This window comes from Pseudomonas sp. IT-P176, from assembly GCF_949767245.1.
In the GTDB taxonomy this organism is placed as follows: Bacteria; Pseudomonadota; Gammaproteobacteria; order Pseudomonadales; family Pseudomonadaceae; genus Aquipseudomonas.
The window spans coordinates 50,466-75,722 of the sequence record NZ_CATKPN010000037.1 but is presented as its reverse complement, the minus strand read 5'-3'; the positions used below and the strand labels follow the sequence as shown (position 1 = coordinate 75,722).

Genomic DNA, 25,257 nt, shown 5'->3' with positions numbered 1-25,257 from the left:
AGGAGCAGCGGCGCGATATCACTAGGCCCTTGGTCCCGCTTATCCCGGGAAAGTTCGCTTAGGCCCTGAAAAAGCTGGAAAAATACCACATCAGGGTAGATGGAATGGACAAAACCCGGCCATTTATCTTTTTCCATTTGCCAGCGGCGCGGCTGAACTGCTATCTGTATGCATAACCAGTATCCGCTCGCCATGGCCCTTTCTATCTGTGACCGTCAATCCGCTCGAAGATCCGTTCTACTACCTGAATAACTTTCAGCAGGTACTCGCCTGGCTGCAGCAGCGTTATGCCGATGTGCTCAGCCCGCAGGAGCAGGCATTCATTGAGTCTTTCGGCCAATTGCCGCGAGCTTCCCAGGCGCTACTGGTGCGCATGGTGATGCGCAAGGGCGAACACTTTCGCCCGGGCAAGTTGCAGTACCCGGAAATTGGCGCGACGGCACTGGCGGTGCAGCCGTTACTGGCGCTGGGCTGGGTCGACGATCAGGCGCCATTGACTCTGGATGCGTTGTTCGAGGTGCTGCTCAAGGCTGAGATCCTGGCCTGTTTCGGCACGGCCATCGACCAGCCCAAAGCGAAAAAAACCGCCTGGCTCGATGCCTTGCGTGAGGCATTCCCCCACCCGCAAACCCTGCGACAGTGGTACCCGGCCCTGGATGATCGGGTCCTGAGCCTGACCATCATGGACCTGTGCGATCGCCTGCGCTTGATGTTCTTCGGCAACCTTTACCAGGACTGGTCGGAGTTCGTGCTGGCGGACCTGGGCATCTACACCTACGAGAAAGTCGAGTTCTGCGCCGAGTCCCGGGGTTTGCGCAGTCGTGAGGACGTCGAGGCGTTTCTTTACCTGCATGGCTGCCAGCAAGCCTTCGAAGGCGCTGAGGACGTGAGCCAGGTGGTGGCCCGGATTCACGCACTGGACAGCGCCAACCCCTGGCTGCTGAGACGCCGCGACAAACTGCTGTTCCTGCTCGGGCAACACTGCGAACGCCTGGCCGACTGGCCGGCAGCGCTGGACATCTATCGCCAGTGCCACTATCCGGGTGCCAGGGCGCGCCTGATCCGTGTGCTGGAGCGCTGCGCCGAGTATGCCCTGGCGCTGGAGTTGGCGACCCAGGCCGAGCTCGCGCCGCAAAGTGCCGCCGAGCAGCAGCAAGTGCTGCGGATGCTGCCGCGCTTGCGGCGCAAACTTGGCGGGCCGCCGGCGCCACGCCTGAAGCCGCGGGAAGTCGAGCGCCTGGACCTCAACCTGCTGCGCGTCGACCCGGCGTTGTCGGTGGAGTTTCATGTCCAGGCCCACCTGGATGACCCGGCGGCACCGGTGCATTACGTTGAAAACAGCCTGATCAACTCATTGTTCGGCTTGCTCTGCTGGCCGGCGATCTTCGCGCCGCTGCCCGGGGCGTTCTTCCACCCGTTCCAGCGCGGGCCGGTGGACCTGCTGAGCGAGGATTTCCATACCCGCCGCGCCGAGTTGTTCCAGGCTTGCCTGGGCGAACTGGACGATGGCCGTTATGCCGCGACCATTCGCCAGCGTTTTCACGCCAAGGCGGGTGTGCAATCGCCCTTCGTGTTCTGGGGAGTGTTGACCGAGGAACTGCTGGAACTGGCATTGCTCTGCCTGCCGCCGGAACACCTCAAGCACTGGTTCGATCGCCTGTTGCAGGACATCAAGGCCAACCGCTCCGGCATGCCCGACCTGATCCAGTTCTGGCCGCAGCACAAGACCTACCGGATGATCGAGGTCAAGGGCCCCGGCGATCGCTTGCAGGATAACCAGGTGCGCTGGCTGGAGTTCTGCCATGCCCATCAGATGCCCATCGCCGTGTGCTACGTGCAGTGGGCGTTACCTTGCGAGTGAGCTACAGCATCGCGGTGCGTGCCCTGTGTGAGTTCACCGCCAAGTGCGGCGACCTCGACCTGCGCTTCACCCCATCGCCCACGGCGCTGGAGGGCATCGTCGGGCATCGCACCGTGGCATCGCGGCGCAGTCCGGGCTACCAGAACGAAGTGGCGGTGCAAGGCCAATACCGGCAGTTGACCGTGCGGGGGCGGGCAGACGGTTATGACCCGGCGCAGAACCGCCTGGAAGAAATCAAGACCTACCGCGGTGACCTCGAGCGTATGCCGGCCAACCACCGGCAATTGCATTGGGCCCAGGCGAAAATCTACGGCTGGTTACTGTGCCAGCAACTGCACCTGGCCGAGATCAACCTGGCGCTGGTGTATTTCGACATCGTCAGTGAGCAGGAGACCAGCCTGGTGTCAGCCTGCAGCGCGCTTGAGCTGGAGACCTTTTTCAACCAGCAGTGCGGGTTGTTCCTGGCCTGGGCCGAGCAGGAACTGGCTCATCGCGAGGCGCGCAATCAGGCCGCACAGGCCCTGCGGTTTCCCCACCCGGACTTTCGTCCCGGCCAGCGTCACCTGGCGGAATCGGTGTTCAAGGCGGTCAGCACCGGCCGCTACCTGATGGCCCAGGCTACCACCGGCATCGGCAAGACCCTCGGCACGCTGTTCCCGATGCTCAAGGCCCTGGCGCCACAGAAGCTCGACAAGGTGCTGTTTCTCACTGCCAAGACTCCAGGCCGCAAACTGGCGCTGGATGCCGCACAAGTGCTGGTCGACAGCGCACCGGGGTTGCCCTTGCGAGTGCTGGAAATGGTCGCCCGGGACAAGGCCTGCGAGCACCTGGACAAGGCCTGCCACGGCGAGTCCTGCCCGTTGGCCAAGGGTTTTTATGACCGCTTGCCAGCAGCCCGCCAGGCAGCCAGCCAATTGACCCTGCTTGATCAGGCGGCGCTGCGCCAGATCGCCCGGGAGCACCAGGTGTGTCCCTACTACCTGAGCCAGGAAATGGCGCGCTGGGCCGACCTGGTGGTCGCCGACTACAACTACTACTTTGATTTCAGCGCGCTGCTGTTCGGTCTGGCCCAGGCCAACCAGTGGCAACTGGCGGTATTGGTGGACGAGGCCCACAACCTGGTGGAGCGCGGGCGCCAGATGTACAGCGCCAGCCTGGATCAGTTCAGCTTCAACAGCATGCGCAAGATCGCCCCCCAGGTCCTGAAGAAAAGCCTGCAGCGGGTCAACCGTGAATGGAACGCGCTGCACAAGGAGCAGGCCAGCCCTTACCAGGCGTATGCCAAGGCGCCGGACAAACTGTTGCAGGCGCTGTCGCTGTGCACCGCGGCCATCGGCGACTACCTCAACGACCACCCGCAAGGGCTGGACGCCGAGGTGCAGCGTTTCTACTTCGATGCGTTGCAGTTCTGCCGGGTGGCGGAGCTGTTCGACCAGCACTTCGTGTTCGACATCAGCAAGCGCCAGTCCAGCGGTCAGCGCAGCCTGGCGCTGCTGTGCCTGCGCAACGTGGTGCCGGCCGGCTTTATTCGCCCCAGGCTGACCGCGGCGCGCAGTGTGGTGATGTTCTCCGCGACCCTCAGCCCGCAGCGCTATTACCGCGACCTGCTGGGGCTGCCGCCGGCGACGGTGTGGATCGACGTCGAGTCGCCATTTCATGCCGACCAGCTCCAGGTGCAGATCGTCAGCCAGATCTCCACTCGTTTTGTCCATCGCCAGGCCTCCCTGGCGCCCATTGTCGATCTGATGGCGCGCCAGTTCAGCGCACGCCCCGGCAACTACCTGGCGTTTTTCAGCAGCTTCGATTACCTGCAACAGGTGGCCCAACTGTTTGCCCACAGTCACCCGCACATCCAGCAATGGTCGCAGTCCCGGGGCATGGACGAAAGCAGCCGCCAGGCGTTTCTCGAACAGTTCACTGCGCAGAGCCAGGGCGTTGGTTTTGCGGTACTCGGCGGGGCATTTGGCGAGGGCATCGACTTGCCCGGGGCACGACTGATTGGCGCCTTCATCGCCACCCTCGGGCTGGCGCAACTGAACCCGGTCAACGAGCAGTTGAAGCAGCGGATGGCGGCGATTTTCGGCGATGGTTATGACTACACCTACCTGTTTCCCGGCGTGCAAAAAGTCGTACAGGCCGCCGGCCGGGTGATTCGCACCCAGCAGGATCAAGGGTTGGTGATGTTGATCGACGATCGATTCGCCGAGCCCAAGGTCCAGCAGTTGCTGCCACGCTGGTGGTCCGTCAGCGGCCGTGCGTAAGCTCGATGGCGTCAGGGGATGCGGAACTTGAACAAGGTGCAGGGGTAACCGTCCACCGGCAACCGGTGTTGGCTCAGTTCGCTTGCACCCAGCGCCGGGATGACCTTGGCCCAGAACGCCTTGGCCGCGAGGTTGGCGTCCAGGTGGAAAACCTGCCAGCAGCCGGGAAACTGCTGCAGCAGGGCGTCTACCACATGGCGGCCAACGCCCTGGCCACGGTATCGACGGCTGACGAATAGATAGCTGATATTGAACGTCACCCCGGCCAGGTGTGCCGTATCGTCTACCGTGACAAAACCGGCCAATGCGCCATCCACCCGGATCAGGAAAGGCTGGATGGCGGGCTTGCGCCAATAGTCGGGCGGCAGTTGCACATTGAACAGGCCGCGCTCGGCGAAGGTCAGCGGCAGCCATTCACTGAAGTCATAGAGGTAGAACTGCATCAGGTTCTCGATGCAGTCCAGCTCATCGCGCTGAGCGCGCAGCAGTTCGATGCCGGGCATGGGGTAGGGTCCTCAAACAAACCACACTGTAGGAGCGAGCCTGCTCGCGATGGACGTCAACGATGACGCGTGTTTGCTGATTCAACGCGGTGCTCTCGGGTTTTTCGCGAGCAAGCCGCAAGCGGGAGCTCGCTCCTACATCAAGGTGGCAAGACAGCGCGTCCATTTGCCCAGCCCATCACCCGACCATCTCTTTCAACCGATACCACGCCATGCCCAATGCCAGCAGCGGGGTGCGCAATGCGCGGCCACCGGGGAAGGTCAGGTGCGGCACTGCGCTGAACACGTCGAAGCCCTGGCTGTGTCCGGCATGGATCGCTTCGCCCAGCAGGCGTGCGCACCAGTGGGTGACGTTCAAGCCGTGGCCGGAATATCCCTGGGCGTAATACACGTTCGGGTGCGCCGATAGACGGCCGATCTGCGGAAAACGGTTGGCGGAAATCCCGATGCGCCCACCCCATTGATAGTCGATGCGCACATCGGCCAACTGTGGGAACACCTTGAGCATCTGTGGGCGCATGTAGGCGCTGATGTCCGCCGGGTCCCGCCCGGAATAATGGCAGGCACCGCCAAACAACAAGCGCCGGTCGGCCGATAACCGGTAATAGTCCAGGCCGACTTTCTGGTCACACAGCGCCAGGTTCTGCGGGATCAACTGATCCGTCGCCTGCTGCGACAGCGGTTCGGTGGCGATGATGTAGCTGCCGGCGGGCAGGACCTTGCCGCTGAGCTTGGGCTCCAGCTCCTCTAGGTGAGCGTTGCAGGCCAGCACCAGTGTGCCGGCGCGTACCGAGCCGCTGGCACAGCGGACTTTGACCGTACTGCCGTGAACGATCTCCAGCACCGGGCTGTGTTCGAAGATCCGCACCCCCAGGGATTCAGCCACCTGTGCCTCACCGAGGACCAGGTTCAGCGGGTGCAGATGCCCCGACCCCATGTCCACCAGCCCCCCGGCGTAGACCTTGGAGTTGACCACCTGGTCGATGTCCTGCGCCGCCACGAGCCGGGTCTCGTGGGCATAACCCTGGGCCTGGAGGCTCTGTTGCTCAGCCTTGAACGCGGCAAACTGCGCCGCGGTGTTGGCCAGCTCGCAAAAGCCCCAGCGCAGATCACAGTCGATGCCGTGCTGGCGGATACGCTCGGCCACCACCTGCACCGACTCGATCCCCGCGCGCTCCAGGTAACGCACGCCGTCCTCGCCGACGTAGCGGGCAAATCCCGAGACGTCATGGCCGACGCCGCGGATCAGTTGTCCGCCGTTGCGCCCGCTGGCACCCCAGCCGATCCGCCGAGCCTCCAGCAGGATCACCGAGAGCCCGCGCTGGGCCAGTTCGATGGCGGTATTGACCCCGGTAAAACCGCCGCCGATCACACAGACGTCGGCCTCCAGGTCCGCGCTCAGCGCCGGGCGTTGGCGCATGCCCTTGGCGCTGGCCGCGTAATAGGAGCGGGCGTGCTCGGTGTCTGGGTTGAATTGAGTGGCCTGGTTCATTTGTTGGACTTCACTTTGCTCCACGAGCGAGTCATCAGGCGCATGATTTCTGGCGTCGGGGTGGTGGAAATGTAGAGTTTGTCGAGCACCGCCTGGGGCGGGTAGACCTCAGGGTTGTTTACCAGCTCGGCATCCATGAACGGCTTGGCGGCCGGGTTCGGGTTAGCGTAGCCGACGGTGGCGCTGACCTTGGCAATGACCTCGGGGTCCAGCAGGTAGTTGATGAACTCGTAGGCTTGCTTGGGGTTGCCGGCATCGGCCGGTATCGCCAGCAGGTCGAACCACAGGTTGCTGCCTTCCTTGGGGATGGCGTAGGCGATGTTCACCCCGTTCTTCGCTTCCTTGGCCCGGTTGGCGGCCTGGAACACGTCGCCGGAGTAGCCGAAAGCGATGCAGATATCACCGTTGGCCAGGTCCGAGACGTACTTGGAGGAGTGGAAGTAGGTGATGTAGGGCCGAATGGTCAACAGCTTGGCTTCGGCCTTTTTGTAGTCTTCGACTTTTTCGCTGCGCGGGTCCATACCCATGTAGTTGAGGATGGCCGGGTACACTTCATCGGCCGAATCCATCATCGACACGCCGCACTGGCTGAGCTTTTTCAGGTTCTCGGGTTCGAACATCACCGCCCACGAGTCGATATGGTCAACTCCCAGCACCTGTTTGATCTTGTCGACGTTGTAACCGATGCCGTTGGTGCCCCACAGGTACGGCACCGAGTGCGCGTTGCCGGGGTCGTTCTTTTCCAGCAGGGTCAAGAGTTTCGGGTCGAGGTTCTTCCAGTTTGGCAATTGCTCGCGATCGAGCTTGAGGAAGGCCCCGGCTTTAACCTGGCGCGCCAGGAAGTGGTTGGACGGCACCACTACGTCGTAGCCGGTACGCCCGGCGAGCAGCTTGCCTTCCAGGGTTTCATTGGAGTCGAACACGTCATAGATGACCTTGACCGAGGTCTTGGCGGTGAAGTCGGCGAGGGTGGTTTCGCCGATGTAGTCGGTCCAGTTGTACACGCTGACACTGGGCTGCGCATGGGCAACGGCACTGCACAACAGCGCCAGGGCAACGGGAACCACGGATTTCATAAGACGCATTCGACACCTCTTGGAATAATTGTTTTCGATGTACAGGACCCAATGTAGGAGCGAGCTTGCTCGCGATGACGTCAGATCAGTCGACATCAGCTCGAGGATCAGCTCCCCACCGCGAGCAAGCGGAGCGCCGCCCGGCCCGCTCCCACAGTCCCGGTATCAGACGCTCAGCAGCAGGAACTCGCGCTCCCAGGAGCTGATCACGCGCTTGAAGTTTTCATGTTCGGCGCGTTTCACCGCGACGTAGCCGCGCACGAACTTGCTGCCCAGGTAGCTTTCAATGGTCGGGCAGTTCTCCATGTGCGCCAGGGCGTCTTCGATGGTGATCGGCAGGCGCAGGTTGCGTCGTTCGTAGGCCCGGCCCTCGACGCCGGCGCTCGGTTCGACTCGTTCGACCATGCCCAGGTAACCGCACAACAGGCTGGCCGCGATCGCCAGGTAGGGGTTGGCATCGGCGCCGGGCAAGCGGTTTTCCACGCGCATCGCGTCCGGGCTCGAGGTCGGCACCCGCAGGCCGACGGTGCGGTTTTCCACGCCCCATTCGACGTTCACTGGCGCCGAGGTGTCCGGCAGGAAGCGCCGGAACGAGTTGACGTTGGGGGCGAACATCGGCAACAGCTTGGGAATGTACTTCTGCAGGCCGCCGATATGGTGCAGGAACAATTCGCTCATGCTCCCGTCTTCATTGGCGAAGATTGGCTTGCCGGTGGCGATCTCGACCACGCTCTGGTGCAGGTGCATGGCGCTGCCTGGCTCATCGCCGATCGGCTTGGCCATGAAGGTGGCGGTGACGTTGTGCTTGAGCGCCGCTTCGCGCAGGGTGCGCTTGAACACGGTGATCTGGTCGGCCAGGTCGAGTGCGTCGCCATGCCGGAAGTTGATTTCCATCTGCGCCGGGCCGTCTTCATGGATCAGCGTGTCGAGGTCCAGGCCCTGGGCTTCGCACCAGTCGTAGACATCTTCGAACAGTGGATCAAATTCGTTGGCGGCATCGATGGAAAACGACTGCCGACCGCTTTCGGCACGGCCCGAACGGCCCAGTGGCGCCTTGAGTGGCAAGTCTGGGTCTTCGCAGCGCTGGGTCAGGTAGAACTCCATTTCCGGGGCCACGATCGGCTTCCAGCCTTTGTCGGTGTACAGCTGCAGGACTTTCTTGAGCACGTTGCGCGGCGACAGTTCGATCGGGTTGCCGAACTTGTCGAAGGTGTCGTGGATCACGATCGCAGTGGGCTCGATGGCCCATGGAATCACGTACACCGCGTCGGACACCGGCTTGCACACCATGTCGATGTCGGCCGGGTCGAGCAGGTCGTAGTAGACGTCGTCGTCGACAAAGTCCCCGGTTACCGTTTGCAACAGCACACTTTCCGGCAGGCGCATGCCTCGCTCATGCAGGAACTTGTTGGTGGGCGCTATCTTGCCGCGAGCGATACCGGTCAGGTCAGTGACCACGCATTCGACTTCGGTAATCTTGTGATCTTTCAGCCAGGTGGAGAGCTGATCGAAAGGGGCGTTCATAAAGACCTCGTTATTGGTTTTATCCGCGCCAGAGTCAGGCTTGCTGTGCACAGAGACTTCCCCTGTAGCGCGTTGACGACTATCTTGGGCCAGCGTTACGGTTCCATCTATCCACTTTCAGCAGCCATCAAGCGCACCAAAAGAGTGCGCGCGGATCTCCCCATGACAGCGCAAAATCCCTTGCATGTGCAGGCTTTCAACACCGCAGACGTCGCCGACCAGATACGCGCGACCCCTGGGTGGGTGCAGCACTACCAGCAGATGTCGCCCGGGCACTTCGCCGGCCTGGTGCGCTATCTGGACTTGCAGGGGGTAGAGATTTACGAGGAATGCATGAACACCCGGGTCGAGCAGAATTTCAGCGCGCCACCGGGGGCCTTGGCGTTCTGTTTCGACCGCAGCGACAACGCGCTCTACGTGCTCAACGGCGAAAGCCGCAATATCTGGATCACCCCGGAGAATTACCAGGAAGTGGCCGTGGTCTTCGGTCCGCAGTTCCTGCAGCGCCATGGCGTTAGCATCGAACGCCTGGAAGGCCTGTTCATGGCGCCGCTCAACTCGCAGCAGAACGCGCTGTTCAGCCGCTGGCTCAGCGGCACCCTGACCCGGCTGTCCCAGGCCATCGACCCGCCAAGCCGGGAAGCCCTGACCCAGCAACTGCTGGACGACTGCCTGTTCATCCTCGACAACGCCTGCGTCTGCCTCGACCAGGGTGCATTGCAGCGCCGGGCAGGGGAGCGGGTGCTCATGAAACGGGTGGGCGAGTGGGCAGCCGATACCCCGGAAGAACAGCTCAACCTGCTGCAGTTGTCCCAGGTCGCCGGGGTTTCCCTGCGCCAGTTGCAACACGCCTTCAAGACCTACACCGGCATTGCTCCAACCCAATGGCTGCGCCTGCGCCGCCTCAACAGCGCCCGCCGCGAACTGCTCGGCAGCCACCCCGGCCAGACCACCGTGGCCGAAGTGGCGATGCACTGGTCATTCTGGCACCTGGGACGTTTTTCCAGCAGCTACCGGGCACTGTTCAAGGAACTGCCGAGCGACACTCTCAAGCGTGCGGGGGCTACAGCAACCAGTGGGCGAGTGCGGCGTTAAAACGTCGGCGGAGTAATCACCCAGATCACCACCGCATCCACTTCGCCAGGGTTGCCGTAGCGGTGTGGTTCCTGGCTGGAGAAGCTGAAGCTGTCGCCTTCGCTGAGCTGGAAATGCCGATCGCCGACCCACAGCTCGAAGCTGCCGCACAGCAGGTAGCCAGCTTCTTCGCCGTCGTGGCTGTAGCTTTGCTGGCTGTAGGTGCCGGGTGGGAAGCGCGAGTGGAGCATTTCCAGTTGGCGGTTGGGTTGGGGGGTGAGCAGGTGGTCGACGATGCCGTCTTCGTAGTGCACGCTCAGGCGGCTGTTCTTGCGCACCACCACGCCCTGGTCTTCGGGGGCCGTGGGCACTTCGCTGGCGAAGAACCACTGGATGGTCACGCCCAGGCTACGGGCGATGTTGAACAGCGCCGGGATCGACGGGTAGGCGAGGTTGCGTTCCAGTTGGCTGATGTAACCGGCGGTCAACTCACTCAACTGCGCCAGCTGCGCCAGGGTCATGCCCCGGCGTTTGCGCAGGCCGCGAATCCGCGTGCCGAGGAAATGCGGCGCAGCGCTGCCGATGTCGGGCGCAGGCGTGTTGCTGTTGCTCATGGCAAATTCCAGACCGGGAGGGGCTTGAGCGCGGTCCCACCTTTAAAAGCGGGGATTTGCGCCCAAGCCAAAACCTAAAGTCCCGGAGTATAAACAGGCTTAAAGCTCCCAGGCGACTTTCAGGCCTTCGTAGATGGCTTCTTCGGCGGTGCGCGGTGCCAGGCAGTCGCCGATCCGGCGAAACTCCACTAGCCCTTGCAGTTCGGCACCTAGGGTATCCACCGGTTGGTGGCCTTGGCACAACACCAGGGTGTCGATGTTCTCCAGCAGCATTGGCTCGCCACTGGCGGTGTGTTGCAGGTACACCGTGTTGTCGTCGCAGCCATAGAGCCGGGCATACGGGGTGATCGGGATGCCGAGCTTATGCAGTTCGCCGGCCAGTTGGTCACGCACGTACAGCGGCAGGTTTTCCCCGCAATGAGTGCCATTGACCGCCAACTGGACCTGATGCCCAGCCCGCACCAGGCGCTCGGCGATACCTGGGCCGATCCAGTCGCAGCGCCAGTCCACCACTACCACTGAACGGCCGATCGGCACCTCGTCCTTGAGCACCTGCCAGGCGTCGACCACCTGCAATTCACCGCCACGCTCGAAGTTTGGCCAGTAAGGTTCGGCCCCGGTCGCAACGATCACCAGGTCCGGCTGTTCGCGCTCCACCAGTGCCCGGTCGACCCGGGTGTTGCGCACTACGCGCACCCCGGCCAATTGCATCTCGCGCTGCAGGTTGGTGCTGGCTCCACCGAACTCGGCGCGGCGCGGCAGCAGTTGGGCCAACAGCACCTGGCCGCCGAGTTGCGAGCTGGCTTCGTACAGGGTCACCTCGTGCCCGCGCTGGGCGGCCACCGCTGCGGCCTTCATTCCGGCCGGGCCACCGCCGGCGATCATGATGCGCTTGCGCCGAGTCGCTGGCGCGCGTTGGCTGTAGATCAGTTCGCGCCCGGTTTCCGGGTGCTGGATGCAGGAAATCGGTAATCCCTTGTGGAAGTGCCCGATGCACGCCTGGTTGCAGGCAATGCACGCGCGCACGTCTTCGGCACGCCCGGCGTCGGTCTTGTTGGGCATTTGCGGGTCGCAGATCAGCGCCCGGGTCATGCCGCAGACATCGGCCTGGCCCCGGGCCAGGATCAGTTCGGCCTCCTGGGGCTGGTTGATCCGGCCAGTGACGAACAGTGGAATCTTCAGGCCAGCCTTGAAGGTCCCGGCTTCTTTGGCCAGGTACGCCGCTTCGATGGCCATCGGCGGCACGATGTGCACTGCACCGCCCAGCGAGGCCGAGGTGCCGGCGACGATGTGCACGTAGTCCAGCTGGGCTTGCAGCGCTTGCACACTGGCCAGGGACTCATCTTCGCTCAAGCCTTCGGGGTCACGCTCGTCCGCAGAAATCCGCAGGCCGATGATGAACTGCTCATCGGTGCTGGCGCGCACCGCAGCGATCACTTCCCGCAGGAAGCGCAGGCGTTGTTCGAGGTCTCCGTTGTAGTGATCGGTGCGTCGGTTGACCCGGGGGTTGATGAACTGCGCGGGCAGGTAACCATGGCTGGCGACCACCTCGACCCCGTCGATCCCAGCCTGATGCAGGCGGCGAGCGGCCGCCGCATAACCGGCGACGATCTCATCGATCATCGCCTGGTCCAGCGCCCGTGGCATCACCCGGAAGCGCTCGTTAGGCACTGCAGAGGCGGAGTAGGCCACGGCCAGCAGACCGTCGCTGGACTCCATGATTTCCCGCCCCGGGTGGAAAATCTGCGACAACACCAGGGTGCCATGCTCGTGGCATGTCTGCGCCAGCTCACGGTAACCCTCGATGCAGGCGTCATCCGTGGCCATCAGCACATGGGAGGTGTAGCGCGCACTGTCGTGGACCCCGGCCACCTGCAGCACGATCAGCCCGACACCGCCTTCGGCGCGAGCCCGGTGATAGGCGATCAGTTGCGCGTTGACCAGGTTGTCGGTCGGCATCGAGGTGTCGTGCCCGCTGGACATGATGCGGTTTTTCAGGCGTTTGCCGCGGATCTGCAAGGGCTCGAACAGATGGGCAAAGGCGGGGGACGAGGTCGGCATGGTGCGCTTACTCCAGGCAGGCTGAAGCCGAAAGGCCGTGCTTCGGCGTTGTTATTATTGCCCTATAGAAATTTACCGGCAGTAAAAAATCAACTTGTTTTTTTACTAAGGCTTGCAGTACTTTCATTTGGCGCCCGCTCCTGGGGCGAACCTCACAACAATAAAAATGGGTCACGCCGGCCTTGCTCCGGGTGGCACCTGCACGAGGACTGCTAGATGAAAGCCAATAGACTCAAGCTCGCTCGTTATCCCTTGCTGTTGTCCCTGGCCATGGCCATGGGCAGCGTTCAGGCGGCGCCGGACATGGTGGTGGTCGGATACGGCGGCGCCGGACAGAAAGCCCAGGACGTGGCGTTTTTCCAGCCCTTCAGCGCGCTGGACCAGAGCAAATTGATCCAGAGCGAATACAACGGCGAAATGGCCCGGATCAAGGTGATGGTCGACACCGGCAACGTCGATTGGGACGTGGTGCAGATCGAAGGCCCGGACCTGATGCGCGGCTGCGAAGAGGGCATGTACGAGCGCCTGGACTGGACGCAACTGGGGCATGCCGCACAGTTGATTCCCGAGGCCGCGCAGGAGTGCGGTTCCGCCGCGTTGGTGTGGAGCGTGGCGATTGCCTATGACACCGACAAGCTGGCCCAGGCCCCGGCCTCATGGGCGGATTTCTGGAACGTGGAGAAAATCCCCGGCAAGCGCGGCCTGCGCAAACGCGCGGTGTACAACCTGGAGTTCGCCTTGCTGGCCGACGGGGTCAAGGTCGAGGACGTCTACCACGTCCTGGGCACTCCTGAAGGGGTCAACCGCGCCTTTGCCAAGCTGACCGAACTCAAGCCCCATATCCAGTGGTGGGAAGCCGGCGCACAACCGGCACAATGGCTGGCCGCCGGCGACGTGGTCATGACCTCGACCTACAGCGGGCGGATTGCCGCCGCCGCCCAGGGCGGCAGTCACCTGGGCCTGGTCTGGCCGGGCAGCCTGTACGGCATGGACTACTGGGCGATCATCAAGGGCTCCCGGCATGTCGATCAGGCCAAGCGGTTTATCGCCTTCACCAATCAGCCCGATGCCCAGGTCAAGTACGTGCAGCAGATTCCCTACGGTCCGACCAATACCGAGGCCGCGGCACGCCTGGATGAGTCGCTCGCGCGCTGGGTGCCGACCGCGCCGCAGAACCTCAAGGGTGCGCTGTCGATGGACGTCGGCTTCTGGGTCGATCACGGCGAAGAACTGGAAGAGCGTTTCAACGCCTGGGCCAGCAAATAAGCCGCGCGGCTGGACGCTTGCCCCGTCCAGCCTTACTGTCTGCCCAGCCATCTGCCTGGAGAACCTCGCCAATGAAACAATTTGTCAGCCACCCTGATGCGCCGGTCGAGCGCAGCGCCACCGAGCAGCGCCTGCGTGAAGAGTTGGCGGCGTGCTATCGCTTGATCGCGCACTTTCGCATGACCGATCTGATCTTCACCCATATCTCGGTGCGCCTGCCTGGGCCGGAGCACCACTTCCTGATCAACCCCTACGGCTTGATGTTCGATGAAATCAGCGCCTCCAACCTGGTGAAAATCGACCTTGACGGACATGCCGTAGAGCCGTCGCAATACCCGGTCAATCCGGCGGGTTTTGTCATCCACAGCGCGATCCACGGCGCCCGTGACGACGCCCAGTGCGTGCTGCACACCCACACCCGCGCCGGTTGTGCGGTGGCGGCCTTGAAGTGCGGGCTGTTGCCGGTCAATCAGATTTCCATGGAGTTCTACGGCCGGGTCGCCTACCACGACTACGAAGGCGTGGCGCTGGACCTCAGCGAGCAGCAGCGCCTGGTGCACGACCTGGCGGACAAGCCGGTGTTGATGTTGCGCAACCATGGCCTGTTGACCGTGGGCGCCACCGTGGGCCAGGCGTTCTTGCGCATGTATTACCTGGAAAAGGCCTGCGAGATCCAACTGGCGGCCCAGGCCTGTGGCGAATTGCTGCTGCCGCCCCACGAGGTCTGCGCGCACACCGAGCGCCAGTTCAACGATCCCGGCCGGCCCCTGGAAGAGGGCCAGTTGAGCGATCCGGATGCCATGCAACTGGCCTGGGCGGCGATGTTGCGCCTGCTCGAGCGCATTGCCCCAGGCTATCGTGACTGAACGCGGTTGAGGCTGGAGACTGGGCGCACTCTTGCTGTACAGTCGTTCAACGCAGGGGCGGTGCAGGGCCCCAATGATCGATCCAAGGAGAGAGTCGCCCATGAGTCAGGAAGCCCGTTTTTCACGCATGGAGCCGGAGTTGCGCAAGGCCAATCTGATCGAGGCGACCCTGGTGTGCCTCAAGCGCCATGGCTTCCAGGGCGCATCGATTCGCAAGATCTGCGCTGAGGCCGGGGTCTCGGTGGGGCTGATCAGCCACCACTATTCTGGCAAGGACGAACTGGTGGCCGAAGCCTACATGGCGATCACCGGGCGGGTCATGAGCTTGCTGCGCGAGGCCATGGAGCAGGCCGCGCCGACTGCGCGGGAGCGATTGTCGGCGTTCTTTCGTGGCTCGTTTTCCGCCGAACTGCTGGACCCGCAACTGATCGATGCCTGGCTGGCGTTCTGGGGCGCGGTGAAAACCGCCGAGGCAATCAACCTGGCCCACGAACACTCTTACGGCGAATACCGCGGCATCTTGCGCAAGGTGCTGGCCGAACTGGCCCAGGAGGAGGGCTGGGAACACTTCGACGCCGACCTCGCGGCTATTGGCCTGAGCGCCTTGCTCGATGGCCTGTGGCTGGAGTCCGGACTCAACCCCGGGACCTTCAGCCCGGAGCAGGGCATGCAGATCTGTGAAGCCTGGGTCGATGGGCTCCAGGCCGGCGGGCGCCAGCGTTTCTGCGTGCCGACCGGCAGCTGTTGATCGATCGTTCAGCAGAGGCTAGGATCACCCGCTGAAACGCAAAACCACTCTAATAAGAAACACGCCTTCGGGCACACGCAGGACTTCAAGCGATGACTCCTCGGGTACTGATCGTCGACGACGATCCGCTGATTCGCGAACTGCTGCACGCCTACCTGTCCCAGGAAGGGTACGCGGTCCACTGCGCCGAAACGGCGGAGGCCGCGGATACCTTCCTCGCCAGCCAGGCGGTCGACCTGGTGATGCTCGACATCCGCCTGCCAGGCAAGGACGGCCTGACCTTGACCCGCGAACTGCGGGTGCGCTCGGAGGTGGGGATCATCCTGATCACCGGCCGCAACGACGAAATCGACCGTATCGTCGGCCTGGAGTGCGGCGCCGATGACTATGTGATCAAGCCGCTGAACCCCCGGGAACTGGTGTCCCGGGCGAAAAACCTGATTCGCCGGGTGCGTCATGCCCAAGCCCCCCAGCCACTCGCCGCCGCGGCCAAGCCGGTCAAGCAATTCGCTGCCTGGGCCCTGGATACCGATCGCCGGCGCCTGATCGATGACGCCGGCAACGAGACCCTGCTGACCCACGGCGAATACCAGTTGCTCAGCGTGTTCCTGCGCAACAGCGGCCACACCCTGAGCCGCGACCAGTTGATGGACCAGATCCGCAACCGCGAGTGGGTGCCCAACGACCGCTCGATCGACGTGCTGGTGGGGCGCTTGCGGCGCAAGTTGCATGACGACCCGGCCGAGCCGCAGTTGATCATTACCATTCACGGCGCCGGTTACCTGTTTACCGCCAGTGTGGCGGCCTGAGGCGATGGTGCGCGCCCTCGGGCTGTTACTGATGCTCGGCGCCGGCACCGCCATGGCTGCCGAGAAGGTCCGCTATTGCGATTACCCGGTGTACCCACCGATCTCCTGGAGTGACGGCAAGCAGGTGCGCGGCCTGGCCCCGAGCGTGGTCAAGCACCTGTTCGGCGCGCTGGGCTATGAGGTCGAGACCGTGGTGCTGGGCAACTGGAAACGCTGCCTGCTGGACGCCGCCGAGGGTCGGGTCGACGTGGTGCTGGCCTACAGCACTGCGCAACGCGAGCAAAGTCTGGTGTTTTCCCGGGTGCCGGTGCTGCGCGAGGACGTCGCGGTGTTCATCAATCGGCAACACCCGGTGCGCTTCGAACGCCTCGAAGACCTCGCCCGGTACCGCGGCGGCCTGCTGTTCGGGGAAAGCTACGGGGTGGATTTCGACCGATTGGTGGCTCGCAGCAACAATATCGAATGGGTCTCCAACAGTGAGCAGAACTTCGGCAAGCTGATTCGCGGGCGCATCGACTTCATCACCCAGGAGCGGCGCACTGGCGAGTTGTACGTCGAACACCTGAAAGGCGCCCAGGACATCGTCGCCTTGCCCCAGCCCCTGAGCGTCGACTACCTGCGGATCGCGGTGTCGCGGCGCTCGGCGTTGGCCAGCCAGATGCCGCAGATCGATGCCCAGTTGCAGCGCATGGTCGAGGCCGGCGACATCGAACGCTGGCTCAACGAAAGCGAAGTCACCTACCGCGACATGGTCAGCCTGCCGGCGGACGCGCAATGATCCGCGCCCGGCCCGGTGGGTTGTTGCGACGCCTGCTGCTGTTCATCCTGTTGTTCAGCCTGTGTTTTACCGTGCTCGCCAGCACCGTACAGCTGTACTTCGAGTACCGCCGCGAGATGCGTGACATCGACTCGCGCATGGAGCTGATTCGTGCCGGTTACCTGGCCAGTCTGGAACGCAGCCTGTGGGACCTCAACCAGGAGCAGCTGAATGTCCAGCTTCGGGGCCTGGTGGATTTCTCCGACGTGGCGCGGGTGCGCCTGAGCAGCCCGGACTTCGAGTTGTTGCAGGGCAATCCGCAGCCGGTCGGACCCTTGCGCATCGAGCGCTTCGAACTGGATTACCAGCCGCCTTCCGGGGAAAAACGTCACCTGGGGCAACTCGAAGTCAGCACTGACCTGGGGGCCGTGCACCAGCGGCTGTACGCCACTGGCTTGACCAGCCTGCTGTGGATGAGTGTGTTTCTCTGTGGCCTGGCGGTGGCGCTGTCCGGATTGTTCTACCGTCTGGTGACCCGCCACCTGCAAGTGATGGCCGGGTTCGCCCGGCGCATCGCTGCCGGCGAGTGGCAGGAACCTTTGCTCCTGGACAAGAGCCGTAGTGGCATCCCGGATGAAATCGACACCGTGGCCCACGCCCTGGACGACATGCGCCGGGCGATCCTCAGTGACATCGACCGCCGCGAATCCGACCGCCTGGCCCTGCAGCACAATCGCGATGACCTGCTGCGCATGGTCGAACGGCGCACCGCCAGCCTGATGCGCGCCAAGGACGAAGCCGAAGCGGCCAACCTCGCCAAGTCGCGGTTCCTGGCGACCATGAGCCACGAATTGCGCACGCCGCTCAATGGCATCCTCGGCATGGCGCAATTGCTGCGCAGCCCACGCCTGGACGAACTCGACGGCAAACGCCTGGATGCCCTGCACAAGGCCGGCGAAGGTTTGCTGACCATTCTTAACGAGGTGCTGTACTTCGCGCGCCTGGAGGAGGGCGAAACCCACCTGGAGCCGGTGAATTTTTCCTTGCGCCAACTGCTGGATGAGGTACTGACCCTGCTCGAACCCCGGGCGCTGGACAACCGCACGCGCCTGCATTGCCTGATCGACCCGCAGCTGGCGCCACGCCAGTTGGCGGCCGAACAGTTCCTGCGCCAGGTGCTGAGCAACCTGCTGGCCAACGCCATCAAGTTCACCGAGGGCGGTGAGGTCAGTGTGCTGGTGATGCTGCTGGCGCCGACACCGGGGCTCGACGGGCAACGCGTGCGGGTCAGCATTACCGACAACGGCATCGGCATTGACCCGGCCATGCAGGAAAAGATCTTCGAGCGTTTCACCCAGGCCAGTGAGGAAGTGGCGCAACGTTTTGGCGGCACTGGGCTGGGCCTGGCGATCTGCAAACACCTGGTGCAGAAAATGGGCGGCAGCATCGGGGTCGACAGCCAGCCGGGACGTGGCAGTTGCTTCTGGTTCGAGCTGACACTGGCGCCGGCGGGCGAGTTGGTCGATGAACCCGTCGAGCAGGTCAGCGGCCCGGCGCTGAAGATTCTGGTGGTCGAAGATGTGGCGCTCAACCGTGAGGTGGTCAGCGGCTTGCTGCAACAGGACGGGCACCAGGTCTGGCTCGCGGAGGAGGGCCAGCAGGGATTGGCCGAGTGCGCCGCCCAGGCGTTTGATTTGATCCTGCTGGACGTGCACCTGCCGGGGATCAGCGGCGTCGAACTGTGCCGGCAGATCCGTGGCGGTGTCGGGCCGAACCGCGCCACGCGGATTTTCGCCCTGACCGCCAGCGTACAACCGGCACTCGTGCGCGGCTATCTGGATGCCGGGATGGACGGCATCCTCGCCAAGCCGCTGAAACTGGCCGAGCTGCGCGCGGTCCTGGCGGGGCAGACGCCGTCAGCCGAACCCACAACGCAGGACGGGGCCATGGACTGGCCGCTGTTGGATACCCATCGCACATTGCTCGGCGAACAGAAGGTGCTGGGTCTGCTGAGCGTGCTGCGCACCTCGATCATCCAGCACCGTGGGGCCCTGGCGGAAGCCATCGCGGCCGAAGACTGCACCGAGGTCGCACACCTGGCCCATCGCCTGGCCGGCAGCAGTGACTCCCTGGGTTTCCGCGCCCTGGCCCAGGTCTTGCGGGCGCTGGAAGACGCGGCGCTGGGCAACGCCGAATCCGCCCTGCGTGACCTCGCACCCCAGGTCGATGCCCAGCTCCACGAAGCCCTGCAGACCCTCAAAGGCCTGTTGCAGAGCTGACGTACAAATCTGTTACGACTTTCTACAACTTCGATCTTTACCGTCAACGCGAACTTACATGGCCTTCCAATAATCGGGGCAACCGCCACAGCGCGGTCTTCGAAGCTTATTGGAGATAATAATAATGAATGGCCGTAAAGCTGATCCCGTCCACCTCACTCGCCTGGGGTGCTGACATGACGCAAACCACTGAACGTACAGGCATCCACCTGACCCGCGCCCTTAAAAGCCGGCACATTTTCATGTTGTCGCTGGGCGGCGTGATCGGCACCGGGCTGTTCATGGGCTCCGGCGTGACCATCAATCAGGGCGGTCCGGTGGGCGCGATCCTGGCGTACCTGGTAGCAGGTTTCCTGATGTACCTGGTGATGGTCTGCCTGGGCGAATTGTCGGTGCAGATGCCGGTGTCGGGGTCGTTCCAGACCCACGCCACCAAGTTCATCGGCCCGGCCACCGGCTTCATGATCGGCTGGGTGTACTGGATGAGCTGGGCCACCACCGTAGGCCTGGAATTTACTGCCGCCGGCATGCTGATGGTGCGCTGGTTCCCTGAAGTACCGATCTGGTACTGGTCGGCCCTGTTCGTGGTGGTGCTGTTCGGCCTCAACGCCCTGGCCACCCGAGCCTTCGGCGAAGCCGAGTACTGGTTCTCGGGGATCAAGGTCGCGGCGATCCTGGGCTTTATCGTGGTCGGCGTGCTGGTGATCTTCGGCGCGATCCCGCTGAGCAGCGGTGCACCGGCACCGGGCATGAGCAACCTGATCGGCGATTCAGTGTTTCCCAACGGCCTGTCAGCGGTGTTCGCCGTGATGATGACCGTGGTCTACGCCTTCCAGGGCTGCGAAATCATGGGGGTGGCAGCGGGTGAGACCGACCAGCCGGAAAAGAGCATTCCGCGGGCCGTGCGCAACGTGGTGTTCCGCGTGCTGATTTTCTACGTGCTGGCGATCATTGTGCTGTCCGCCATCGTTCCGTGGCAGCAGGCGGGCCTGATGGAGAGCCCGTTCGTGCAGGTGTTCGACATGGTCGGCATCCCCTACGCCGCGGACCTGATGAACTTCGTGATCCTCACCGCGATCCTCTCGGTGGGCAACTCCGGCCTCTACGCCTCGACCCGGATCCTCTGGGCCATGTCCAAGACCGGCATGGCACCGAAAAGCCTGTCGCCCCTGAGCAAACGCGGCGTGCCACTGCGCGCCCTGAGCATCACCTTGTGTTTTGCCCTGGTGTCGCTGATGACCAGCTTCGTCGCCGCCGACACCCTGTTCATGGTGCTGATGGCCGTCAGCGGGATGTCCGGTACCGTGACCTGGATCGTCATCGCCCTGGCCCAATACAAATTCCGCAAGGCCTACCTGCGTGATGGCGGCAAGCTCGAAGACCTGAAATACCGCGCCCCGTGGTTCCCGGTGCTGCCGCTGGTGTGCATCGCCCTGTGCTGCTCGTTGTTCGTCTTCCTGGCCCTGGACCCAACCCAACGCCCGTCACTGTACTGGGGCTTCGGCTTCATTGCCCTGTGCTACAGCGCCTACTTCCTGATCCACCGCAAACGCCAAGGCGTCCTGGCCCCGCAACTGCCTACCACATAACCCCGCACTCACCCCCTGTAGCGAGCCTGCTCGCGATGGTCGCCAACGATGACGCACACTGCCTGATGCACCACGTCGTCCTTGCAACCATCGCTGGCAAGCCAGCTCCCACAGGTTCCTGCATACACCAGACCCTGTAGGAGCGAGCCTGCTCGCGATGGTCGTCAACGCTGACGCACACTGCCTGATGCACCGCGCCGTACTTGCGATCATCACTGTCAGGCCGCAAGCAGGCGCTCGCTCCGACAATGTCCGGGTCACCACCGTCCATCAACATGCCACAAGACTTACCAGCCAAACTCGGCCAAGAAAATACGTGCGTCCTGATATTACCCACTCCCTACTTGCAACCCAGGCTCCCCAGCCTTGGGCATGGCGCTGTCCGCGACTCCAGGTCCATCTCCGCCGGCCAGACGACTTTGGGCGCGAGACGCCGAGCCAGGTTGAAGCTCACGTCTTCGTTGTTCCAATCGCGGGGTACGTAGGGGAAGGTGGGCAGGGCATGGGGGCCTTGCTGCATGAAGAGTTGGGCCATGGCCCAATACATCTCGCCTCGATGGATTTCGTGGGCGAACAGAAAGCGATCGATCACCTCGTGCGTGCCGGGCTTGAGCACGGCCAGCGTGACGGTTTCGATAAAACCGCCGGTGCCCATGGGGCCGTAGATGCTGCAGGCTTCGGCATGCAGGTCGTCCCAGTCATAAGCTACCGGGCGCACCCCCCAGGCGGTGCGGCTGAAGGGCTTGGCGCCGTCATGGAAGAAGCGATAGACATAGACTTTGCGACGTAGGCGATTGAAACGGATGGGTTCATCGCGAGGGGCTTCGGTATCCATTCGCCATATATATATTGCAGCCCAGATGCAGATACCTATCGAGGCTAATCCTACGGCACTCATCCCCAGAGGGATGAGGGAAGGGGAAGTAATCGCGATCATAGCCAGGAAGAATGCACAAACAGCTACCAAGGCAATGATGAAAACAGAGCACCAAACACCAAGGCCCCGCATTCGGTATGTGGCACGCGCTAGTTCCAAATAAATGTCGTCTACATGGTTGGGCGGATCGGGAAGGACTGGTGGATACGGCGTCGAAGTGGGTAGTTGGTTGGGGCCCGGAAGGTCATGCTTCCAACCTTCAGCCGGCTCGTTGAGTAAGGGGGCGGTATAAGCCATTAAAAAACTCCAGTCTGGGTGGCTAAAACGTCTTACTGCACAGCCGTCTCGGCTTCATTGAAAATCCATCGTGATTAGTTCTGCATAAGCATCCTGTACATCGCGGTCTGGCCAGTAGGTCAATGACAAGGTCGCGCCCTCGATGTTGTAGTGGCGAGACTCCAGCAGTAGGACAATCGCTCCCTGAATGTCCTTCACCTGCATGGGGCTGCCATCGGTCGAGCGCACGGTGCGCAGGTTGATGCGGGGAGTGATGCTGTTTTCCTTGTAGTCAGGCTGTCTTGGTCGGGTTGATGCCTTCAGTGCTGCGCGGCGCTCGCTGGCGGAGGTAAGGATGGGTGGGGGATTCAGCTCGCCTTCCACGATCACTTCACCGCCTATGGACTGGTTGCCAGTTTCGTCACCGCGGCGATGGATCGTCACCGCCCAGCGGTAGGCAGAGCGGGTCGCGTCGAAGTACGGCAGGGATATCCGATACTCCAGACATTGCTCGTAGACCGGGGCACTGAGGCCCGGGATGAGGCCGCCATCGTCAGGTGAACTGAGTCCGGTCAAACGCAGTCGGAAATGGATACCGGTCTCAAGGCCCAGGGTTATGGCATTGAGTTCGGCAATCGCGATGTGGGCTTGATCAGGTCTGATCCAATGAACCTTGGGGGTTTCGTTGGCATTCCCGAAGTAACAGCGTTTTGCCCATTGTTCGAAGGGATTGGATTCTTTTCGTTTGGCCGACAGGAAGACGCCATATCCCAATAGTCCCAATGCGATGGCAACTCCCATTGGACCAAGTAGCGCATTAGCTCCGAAAGCAGCAGCCCCAATGCCTATGAATGCCCCGGCGCCTGATAGAAATGTCGAGACCAAATAGCCGATCCCAGCAGAAGTATCACCGGCGTTCAATGATCGTTTGGTGGCCACCGTGGCTTGTGCCGCTTCAAAAACTCCTGCGGCAACACCAATAACTGCCCCCGCTCTCGCGAGCACCCTCCCGGCATCCGCAGTTCTCTTGATAGCCGCCACTCCCCGCACAGACAACCCTCCATTCACCAACACCCGACTCCCCCCTTTCGCCAGTGCCGCCCCCACCAACTCCACCCCACCCCCCAACACCCCCAGGCTGCTGCCGTACAACGCCAACCGCGCTTCCAGGGCTTTATCCCCGATGACTCGCTCCGCTTCCTGGAGGTTCTTGTGCAAGGCGTCGTTGAGCAAATACATCCCACCGAGCGCCAGCAGCATGTTGCCGTCAGCGGCGCCGCGCAGGCCGCTGAAGCCGGTGCGTACCCAGTGGGTCGCCTGTTTTGATGAGACTTTGAGCCCCTGCAGCACTTGACGCGCCTGGGGCTCGAGGGTGCCCATGCCGACCCTGACATCGAGCAATGCCGAGTGCGTGCTGTCAGTCAGTTGCGCCATGTGGCGCTGGGTTTCCTGCAGCAAGCCAGCCGCCTTGCCTTCGACCCAGACACTCACGGTGATGGTCAACGCAGCCAGTTTTGGGTCAAGCAGCGCCAGGCTGAGTAAACCGCCCTGGATCAGCGGTCGGACTTTGCCGGTGACCTTGCGGTTTTTCGGGTCCCACGTGCCCGTCTCGTCGAGGATGTTGTCCCAACTGCGGGGCATGGCCGCGACGGCGTTGCGTTGCAGGTTGCGCAGATGCTCCGATTGCAGCGCGTAGTACTCGCTGAGTTTCATCTGCACCTGGAGTTCGGTGAGGTGCAGGCGGTTGTGCAGCAGTTGGCTGGCACTGTTGACACGGGAAACCACGCGCCCTACCGCGGGACTGATGATCGGTTGCAGGCGGGCACTGGCGGCATTCAGGGCGCCGAGCAGGTCGGCCATGGATTGTTTCAGGTAGGCGCCAAGCAGGAGCCCGCCCTGGTCGCTGGCGATCAGTTTGCTCAGGGCGCTGTAGAGCCGTTCGCTGTCGTTCCAGGCAAGGCTGGCGTTGTCCTCGAAAGTCGGCAGCAGGTTGGCCAGCAGGGACTGGTCACGTAACAACAGGGCGCGGTAGATCGGGCTCTGTGGATTGCTTAGCCACGCCCGCCAGAGCTGGGCGCTGGGACCGCGCTCGTCGCCGTTGGCAGCCGGGGCTTCGCTGATGCCACCGCGCAGGCACAGCGCCATGGTGGTGGCGTAGGCCCGGCCGGAGGCGCCGACAGCACCGTCGTAGTCATGCTGTTCGATGCAGTTGAAGCGTGCCGTGCCACAGGCTGCTGCGTAGTTGTCGGCGGCTCGGTCAATCAACTGCTGGTAACGTTGCAGCCGTTTATCGTAGCCCTGCTGAAACCGTGCGCGCGCGGCTTCGTCGTAGCGCTGCTCGAGGTCCTGATTGGACTCGACGGCCGCGTGGTCGATGATGCGCTGGCGTTCAACTCCAGGGTCGACAAACACCGGGGGGCCGTCACCGCTGAAGGGTTCGAAGGATGGGGTGTGCGCCTGTGCCCGGTCACGGTGCTGGGCGCGGATGGCCAAGAGGATCTGCGAGGTTTGGTGCTGGTAGGCCCGTAGCGGATCTTCCAGCCATTGCTGGCGGGCATGAATCCAGGCGGTGCGCTGGGCGTTGTATTCCTGGACCAGGCCGAGGGTGTCATCGAGGACGAAGGCCAGCACCCCCTGCTGCAGTTCATGGCGCGCGGGTAGACACCGTGCACGCTGGGGAATTGGCCCGCCTGCAGCGACTGGTACTCCAGGACCCGCTCATTCACTTGCAGCGACTCCGCGGTCATGGCCAGGCCCAGGCTGGCCGGGTTATCCCGTGCCTGGGCGAGGTCCAGCGCCTGGAAACGGTGCGAGGCATGTCCGGCCTTATAGGCATCCAGCACACTGACTGGCCAGGGATCACTGGCAAACGCCAACCAGGCTACGCGGTGCTCATGGGTGTCGATGTTGAGGAACGAGGCCGGGGCATCGTGATCGGCCGAGACACATTCCGAGGCGAGCAAGGACTCGTTGCTAGCCGGCGGCGTATAGGGATTGAACTGCCGAAGATAGCCGTCAGGTGTGACCTGGTAGGCCTGCCAGATCGAGCGGTCGAGCAACACATACAGGTAACCCGCGCGCAAGGTGCGCCAGCCCAATCGGGTCTGGACCTGGCCATTCTCGGCGAGGAACGGATCGACCGCGTAGTCCGGGACCAAAGCCTGGCGCAAGGGCAGGATCGGTAAGCCCTGGCGCTCGCAGGCCCGGCACTGGTCGGTGAACAAACCGGTTTCCGAGACGACGATGGCCAGTTGTTCGCCGAGGGTCATTGGGCTCGCCCCCGAACGCCAGCATTAACGGTGGCCGCCTCATAGGCCGCACAGG

17 protein-coding genes and 1 pseudogene are annotated in these 25,257 nt (G+C 62.9%); 10 read left to right on the top strand and 8 right to left on the bottom strand.

Annotation, left to right across the window (positions count from 1 at the left end; all coding sequences use genetic code 11):
* Positions 1-208 precede the first annotated feature (208 nt).
* Together ACM6IP_RS10000 and ACM6IP_RS09995 are read left to right on the top strand one after the other, a co-directional pair.
* Positions 209-1,861 carry a VRR-NUC domain-containing protein gene (locus ACM6IP_RS10000; RefSeq protein WP_414861398.1) on the top strand — a complete coding sequence of 551 codons (1,653 nt, stop codon included), beginning with the start codon at positions 209-211 and terminating at the stop codon, positions 1,859-1,861.
* The gene (locus tag ACM6IP_RS09995) at positions 1,858-4,122 is read left to right on the top strand and encodes an ATP-dependent DNA helicase (protein ID WP_414861397.1); all 2,265 of its coding nucleotides are present in this window, start codon (positions 1,858-1,860) and stop codon (positions 4,120-4,122) included. Before ACM6IP_RS10000 ends, ACM6IP_RS09995 begins: the two co-directional genes overlap by 4 nt.
* 11 nt (positions 4,123-4,133) lie before the next feature.
* On the opposite strand, the gene ACM6IP_RS09990 is transcribed toward ACM6IP_RS09995, so the two are convergent.
* From ACM6IP_RS09990 to ACM6IP_RS09975, 4 genes are all read right to left on the bottom strand, one after another.
* The gene (locus tag ACM6IP_RS09990) at positions 4,134-4,625 is read right to left on the bottom strand and encodes a GNAT family N-acetyltransferase (protein ID WP_414861396.1); all 492 of its coding nucleotides are present in this window, start codon (positions 4,623-4,625) and stop codon (positions 4,134-4,136) included.
* A 178-nt stretch (positions 4,626-4,803) separates the two neighbouring features.
* Complete coding sequence (locus tag ACM6IP_RS09985) at positions 4,804-6,117, bottom strand: NAD(P)/FAD-dependent oxidoreductase (RefSeq protein WP_414861395.1); 1,314 nt, start codon at positions 6,115-6,117, stop codon at positions 4,804-4,806.
* Positions 6,114-7,202, bottom strand: coding sequence for a polyamine ABC transporter substrate-binding protein (locus tag ACM6IP_RS09980; RefSeq protein WP_095170249.1), 1,089 nt, complete (start codon positions 7,200-7,202; stop codon positions 6,114-6,116). Before ACM6IP_RS09980 ends, ACM6IP_RS09985 begins: the two co-directional genes overlap by 4 nt.
* 156 nt (positions 7,203-7,358) lie before the next feature.
* Positions 7,359-8,717 (bottom strand): glutamine synthetase family protein, encoded by a 1,359-nt coding sequence (locus ACM6IP_RS09975; RefSeq protein ID WP_320332162.1) that lies wholly within the window; start codon positions 8,715-8,717, stop codon positions 7,359-7,361.
* A gap of 162 nt (positions 8,718-8,879) precedes the next feature.
* Here ACM6IP_RS09975 and ACM6IP_RS09970 point away from each other — a divergent pair, with 162 nt between their 5' ends.
* Complete coding sequence (locus ACM6IP_RS09970; RefSeq protein WP_414861394.1) at positions 8,880-9,812, top strand: helix-turn-helix domain-containing protein; 933 nt, start codon at positions 8,880-8,882, stop codon at positions 9,810-9,812.
* On the opposite strand, the gene ACM6IP_RS09965 is transcribed toward ACM6IP_RS09970, so the two are convergent.
* Positions 9,809-10,405 (bottom strand): cupin domain-containing protein, encoded by a 597-nt coding sequence (locus tag ACM6IP_RS09965; RefSeq protein WP_095170252.1) that lies wholly within the window; start codon positions 10,403-10,405, stop codon positions 9,809-9,811. The genes ACM6IP_RS09970 and ACM6IP_RS09965 overlap by 4 nt on opposite strands.
* Before the next feature lie 99 nt (positions 10,406-10,504).
* Complete coding sequence (locus ACM6IP_RS09960; RefSeq protein WP_414861393.1) at positions 10,505-12,466, bottom strand: FAD-dependent oxidoreductase; 1,962 nt, start codon at positions 12,464-12,466, stop codon at positions 10,505-10,507.
* A gap of 270 nt (positions 12,467-12,736) precedes the next feature.
* On the opposite strand from ACM6IP_RS09960, the gene ACM6IP_RS09955 reads away from it, so the two are divergent.
* The 7 genes from ACM6IP_RS09955 to ACM6IP_RS09925 all read left to right on the top strand — a co-directional run bounded on the left by ACM6IP_RS09955 (position 12,737) and on the right by ACM6IP_RS09925 (position 20,780).
* Positions 12,737-13,732, top strand: coding sequence for an ABC transporter substrate-binding protein (locus ACM6IP_RS09955; RefSeq protein WP_414861405.1), 996 nt, complete (start codon positions 12,737-12,739; stop codon positions 13,730-13,732).
* Between the two features lie 71 nt (positions 13,733-13,803).
* Complete coding sequence (locus ACM6IP_RS09950; protein WP_095170255.1) at positions 13,804-14,598, top strand: class II aldolase/adducin family protein; 795 nt, start codon at positions 13,804-13,806, stop codon at positions 14,596-14,598.
* 100 nt (positions 14,599-14,698) lie between these two features.
* Positions 14,699-15,346: a TetR family transcriptional regulator C-terminal domain-containing protein gene (locus tag ACM6IP_RS09945; RefSeq protein WP_414861392.1), complete on the top strand. Its 648-nt coding sequence runs from the start codon at positions 14,699-14,701 to the stop codon at positions 15,344-15,346.
* Between the two features lie 92 nt (positions 15,347-15,438).
* Positions 15,439-16,155: a response regulator gene (locus tag ACM6IP_RS09940; RefSeq protein ID WP_095170257.1), complete on the top strand. Its 717-nt coding sequence runs from the start codon at positions 15,439-15,441 to the stop codon at positions 16,153-16,155.
* A 4-nt stretch (positions 16,156-16,159) separates the two neighbouring features.
* Positions 16,160-16,933: a substrate-binding periplasmic protein gene (locus ACM6IP_RS09935; protein WP_320332169.1), complete on the top strand. Its 774-nt coding sequence runs from the start codon at positions 16,160-16,162 to the stop codon at positions 16,931-16,933.
* Positions 16,930-19,191, top strand: a complete 2,262-nt coding sequence (locus ACM6IP_RS09930) for an ATP-binding protein (RefSeq protein ID WP_414861391.1) — start codon at positions 16,930-16,932, stop codon at positions 19,189-19,191. The genes ACM6IP_RS09935 and ACM6IP_RS09930 overlap by 4 nt, the downstream gene beginning before the upstream one ends.
* A gap of 176 nt (positions 19,192-19,367) precedes the next feature.
* A complete protein-coding gene (locus ACM6IP_RS09925) occupies positions 19,368-20,780 on the top strand; it encodes an amino acid permease (protein ID WP_414861390.1) in 1,413 nt (470 codons plus the stop codon).
* A 340-nt stretch (positions 20,781-21,120) separates the two neighbouring features.
* On the opposite strand, the gene ACM6IP_RS09920 is transcribed toward ACM6IP_RS09925, so the two are convergent.
* Together ACM6IP_RS09920 and ACM6IP_RS09915 are read right to left on the bottom strand one after the other, a co-directional pair.
* Positions 21,121-21,717 (bottom strand): DUF6708 domain-containing protein, encoded by a 597-nt coding sequence (locus ACM6IP_RS09920; protein WP_414861389.1) that lies wholly within the window; start codon positions 21,715-21,717, stop codon positions 21,121-21,123.
* Positions 21,718-22,008: 291 nt separating this feature from the next.
* Positions 22,009-25,202: pseudogene (locus tag ACM6IP_RS09915) on the bottom strand (T6SS effector BTH_I2691 family protein).
* Positions 25,203-25,257 lie beyond the last annotated feature (55 nt).

Excerpts from the sequence above, each read along its gene's own strand:
- ACM6IP_RS09990 (WP_414861396.1), bottom strand. The coding sequence starts at position 4,625 with ATGCCCGGCATCGAACTGCTGCGCGCTCAGCGCGATGAGCTGGACTGC.
- ACM6IP_RS09985 (WP_414861395.1), bottom strand. The coding sequence starts at position 6,117 with ATGAACCAGGCCACTCAATTCAACCCAGACACCGAGCACGCCCGCTCC.
- ACM6IP_RS09980 (WP_095170249.1), bottom strand. The coding sequence starts at position 7,202 with ATGCGTCTTATGAAATCCGTGGTTCCCGTTGCCCTGGCGCTGTTGTGC.
- ACM6IP_RS09975 (WP_320332162.1), bottom strand. The coding sequence starts at position 8,717 with ATGAACGCCCCTTTCGATCAGCTCTCCACCTGGCTGAAAGATCACAAG.
- ACM6IP_RS09970 (WP_414861394.1), top strand. The coding sequence starts at position 8,880 with ATGACAGCGCAAAATCCCTTGCATGTGCAGGCTTTCAACACCGCAGAC.
- ACM6IP_RS09965 (WP_095170252.1), bottom strand. The coding sequence starts at position 10,405 with ATGAGCAACAGCAACACGCCTGCGCCCGACATCGGCAGCGCTGCGCCG.
- ACM6IP_RS09960 (WP_414861393.1), bottom strand. The coding sequence starts at position 12,466 with ATGCCGACCTCGTCCCCCGCCTTTGCCCATCTGTTCGAGCCCTTGCAG.
- ACM6IP_RS09955 (WP_414861405.1), top strand. The coding sequence starts at position 12,737 with ATGGCCATGGGCAGCGTTCAGGCGGCGCCGGACATGGTGGTGGTCGGA.
- ACM6IP_RS09950 (WP_095170255.1), top strand. The coding sequence starts at position 13,804 with ATGAAACAATTTGTCAGCCACCCTGATGCGCCGGTCGAGCGCAGCGCC.
- ACM6IP_RS09945 (WP_414861392.1), top strand. The coding sequence starts at position 14,699 with ATGAGTCAGGAAGCCCGTTTTTCACGCATGGAGCCGGAGTTGCGCAAG.
- ACM6IP_RS09940 (WP_095170257.1), top strand. The coding sequence starts at position 15,439 with ATGACTCCTCGGGTACTGATCGTCGACGACGATCCGCTGATTCGCGAA.
- ACM6IP_RS09935 (WP_320332169.1), top strand. The coding sequence starts at position 16,160 with ATGGTGCGCGCCCTCGGGCTGTTACTGATGCTCGGCGCCGGCACCGCC.
- ACM6IP_RS09930 (WP_414861391.1), top strand. The coding sequence starts at position 16,930 with ATGATCCGCGCCCGGCCCGGTGGGTTGTTGCGACGCCTGCTGCTGTTC.
- ACM6IP_RS09925 (WP_414861390.1), top strand. The coding sequence starts at position 19,368 with ATGACGCAAACCACTGAACGTACAGGCATCCACCTGACCCGCGCCCTT.
- ACM6IP_RS09920 (WP_414861389.1), bottom strand. The coding sequence starts at position 21,717 with ATGATCGCGATTACTTCCCCTTCCCTCATCCCTCTGGGGATGAGTGCC.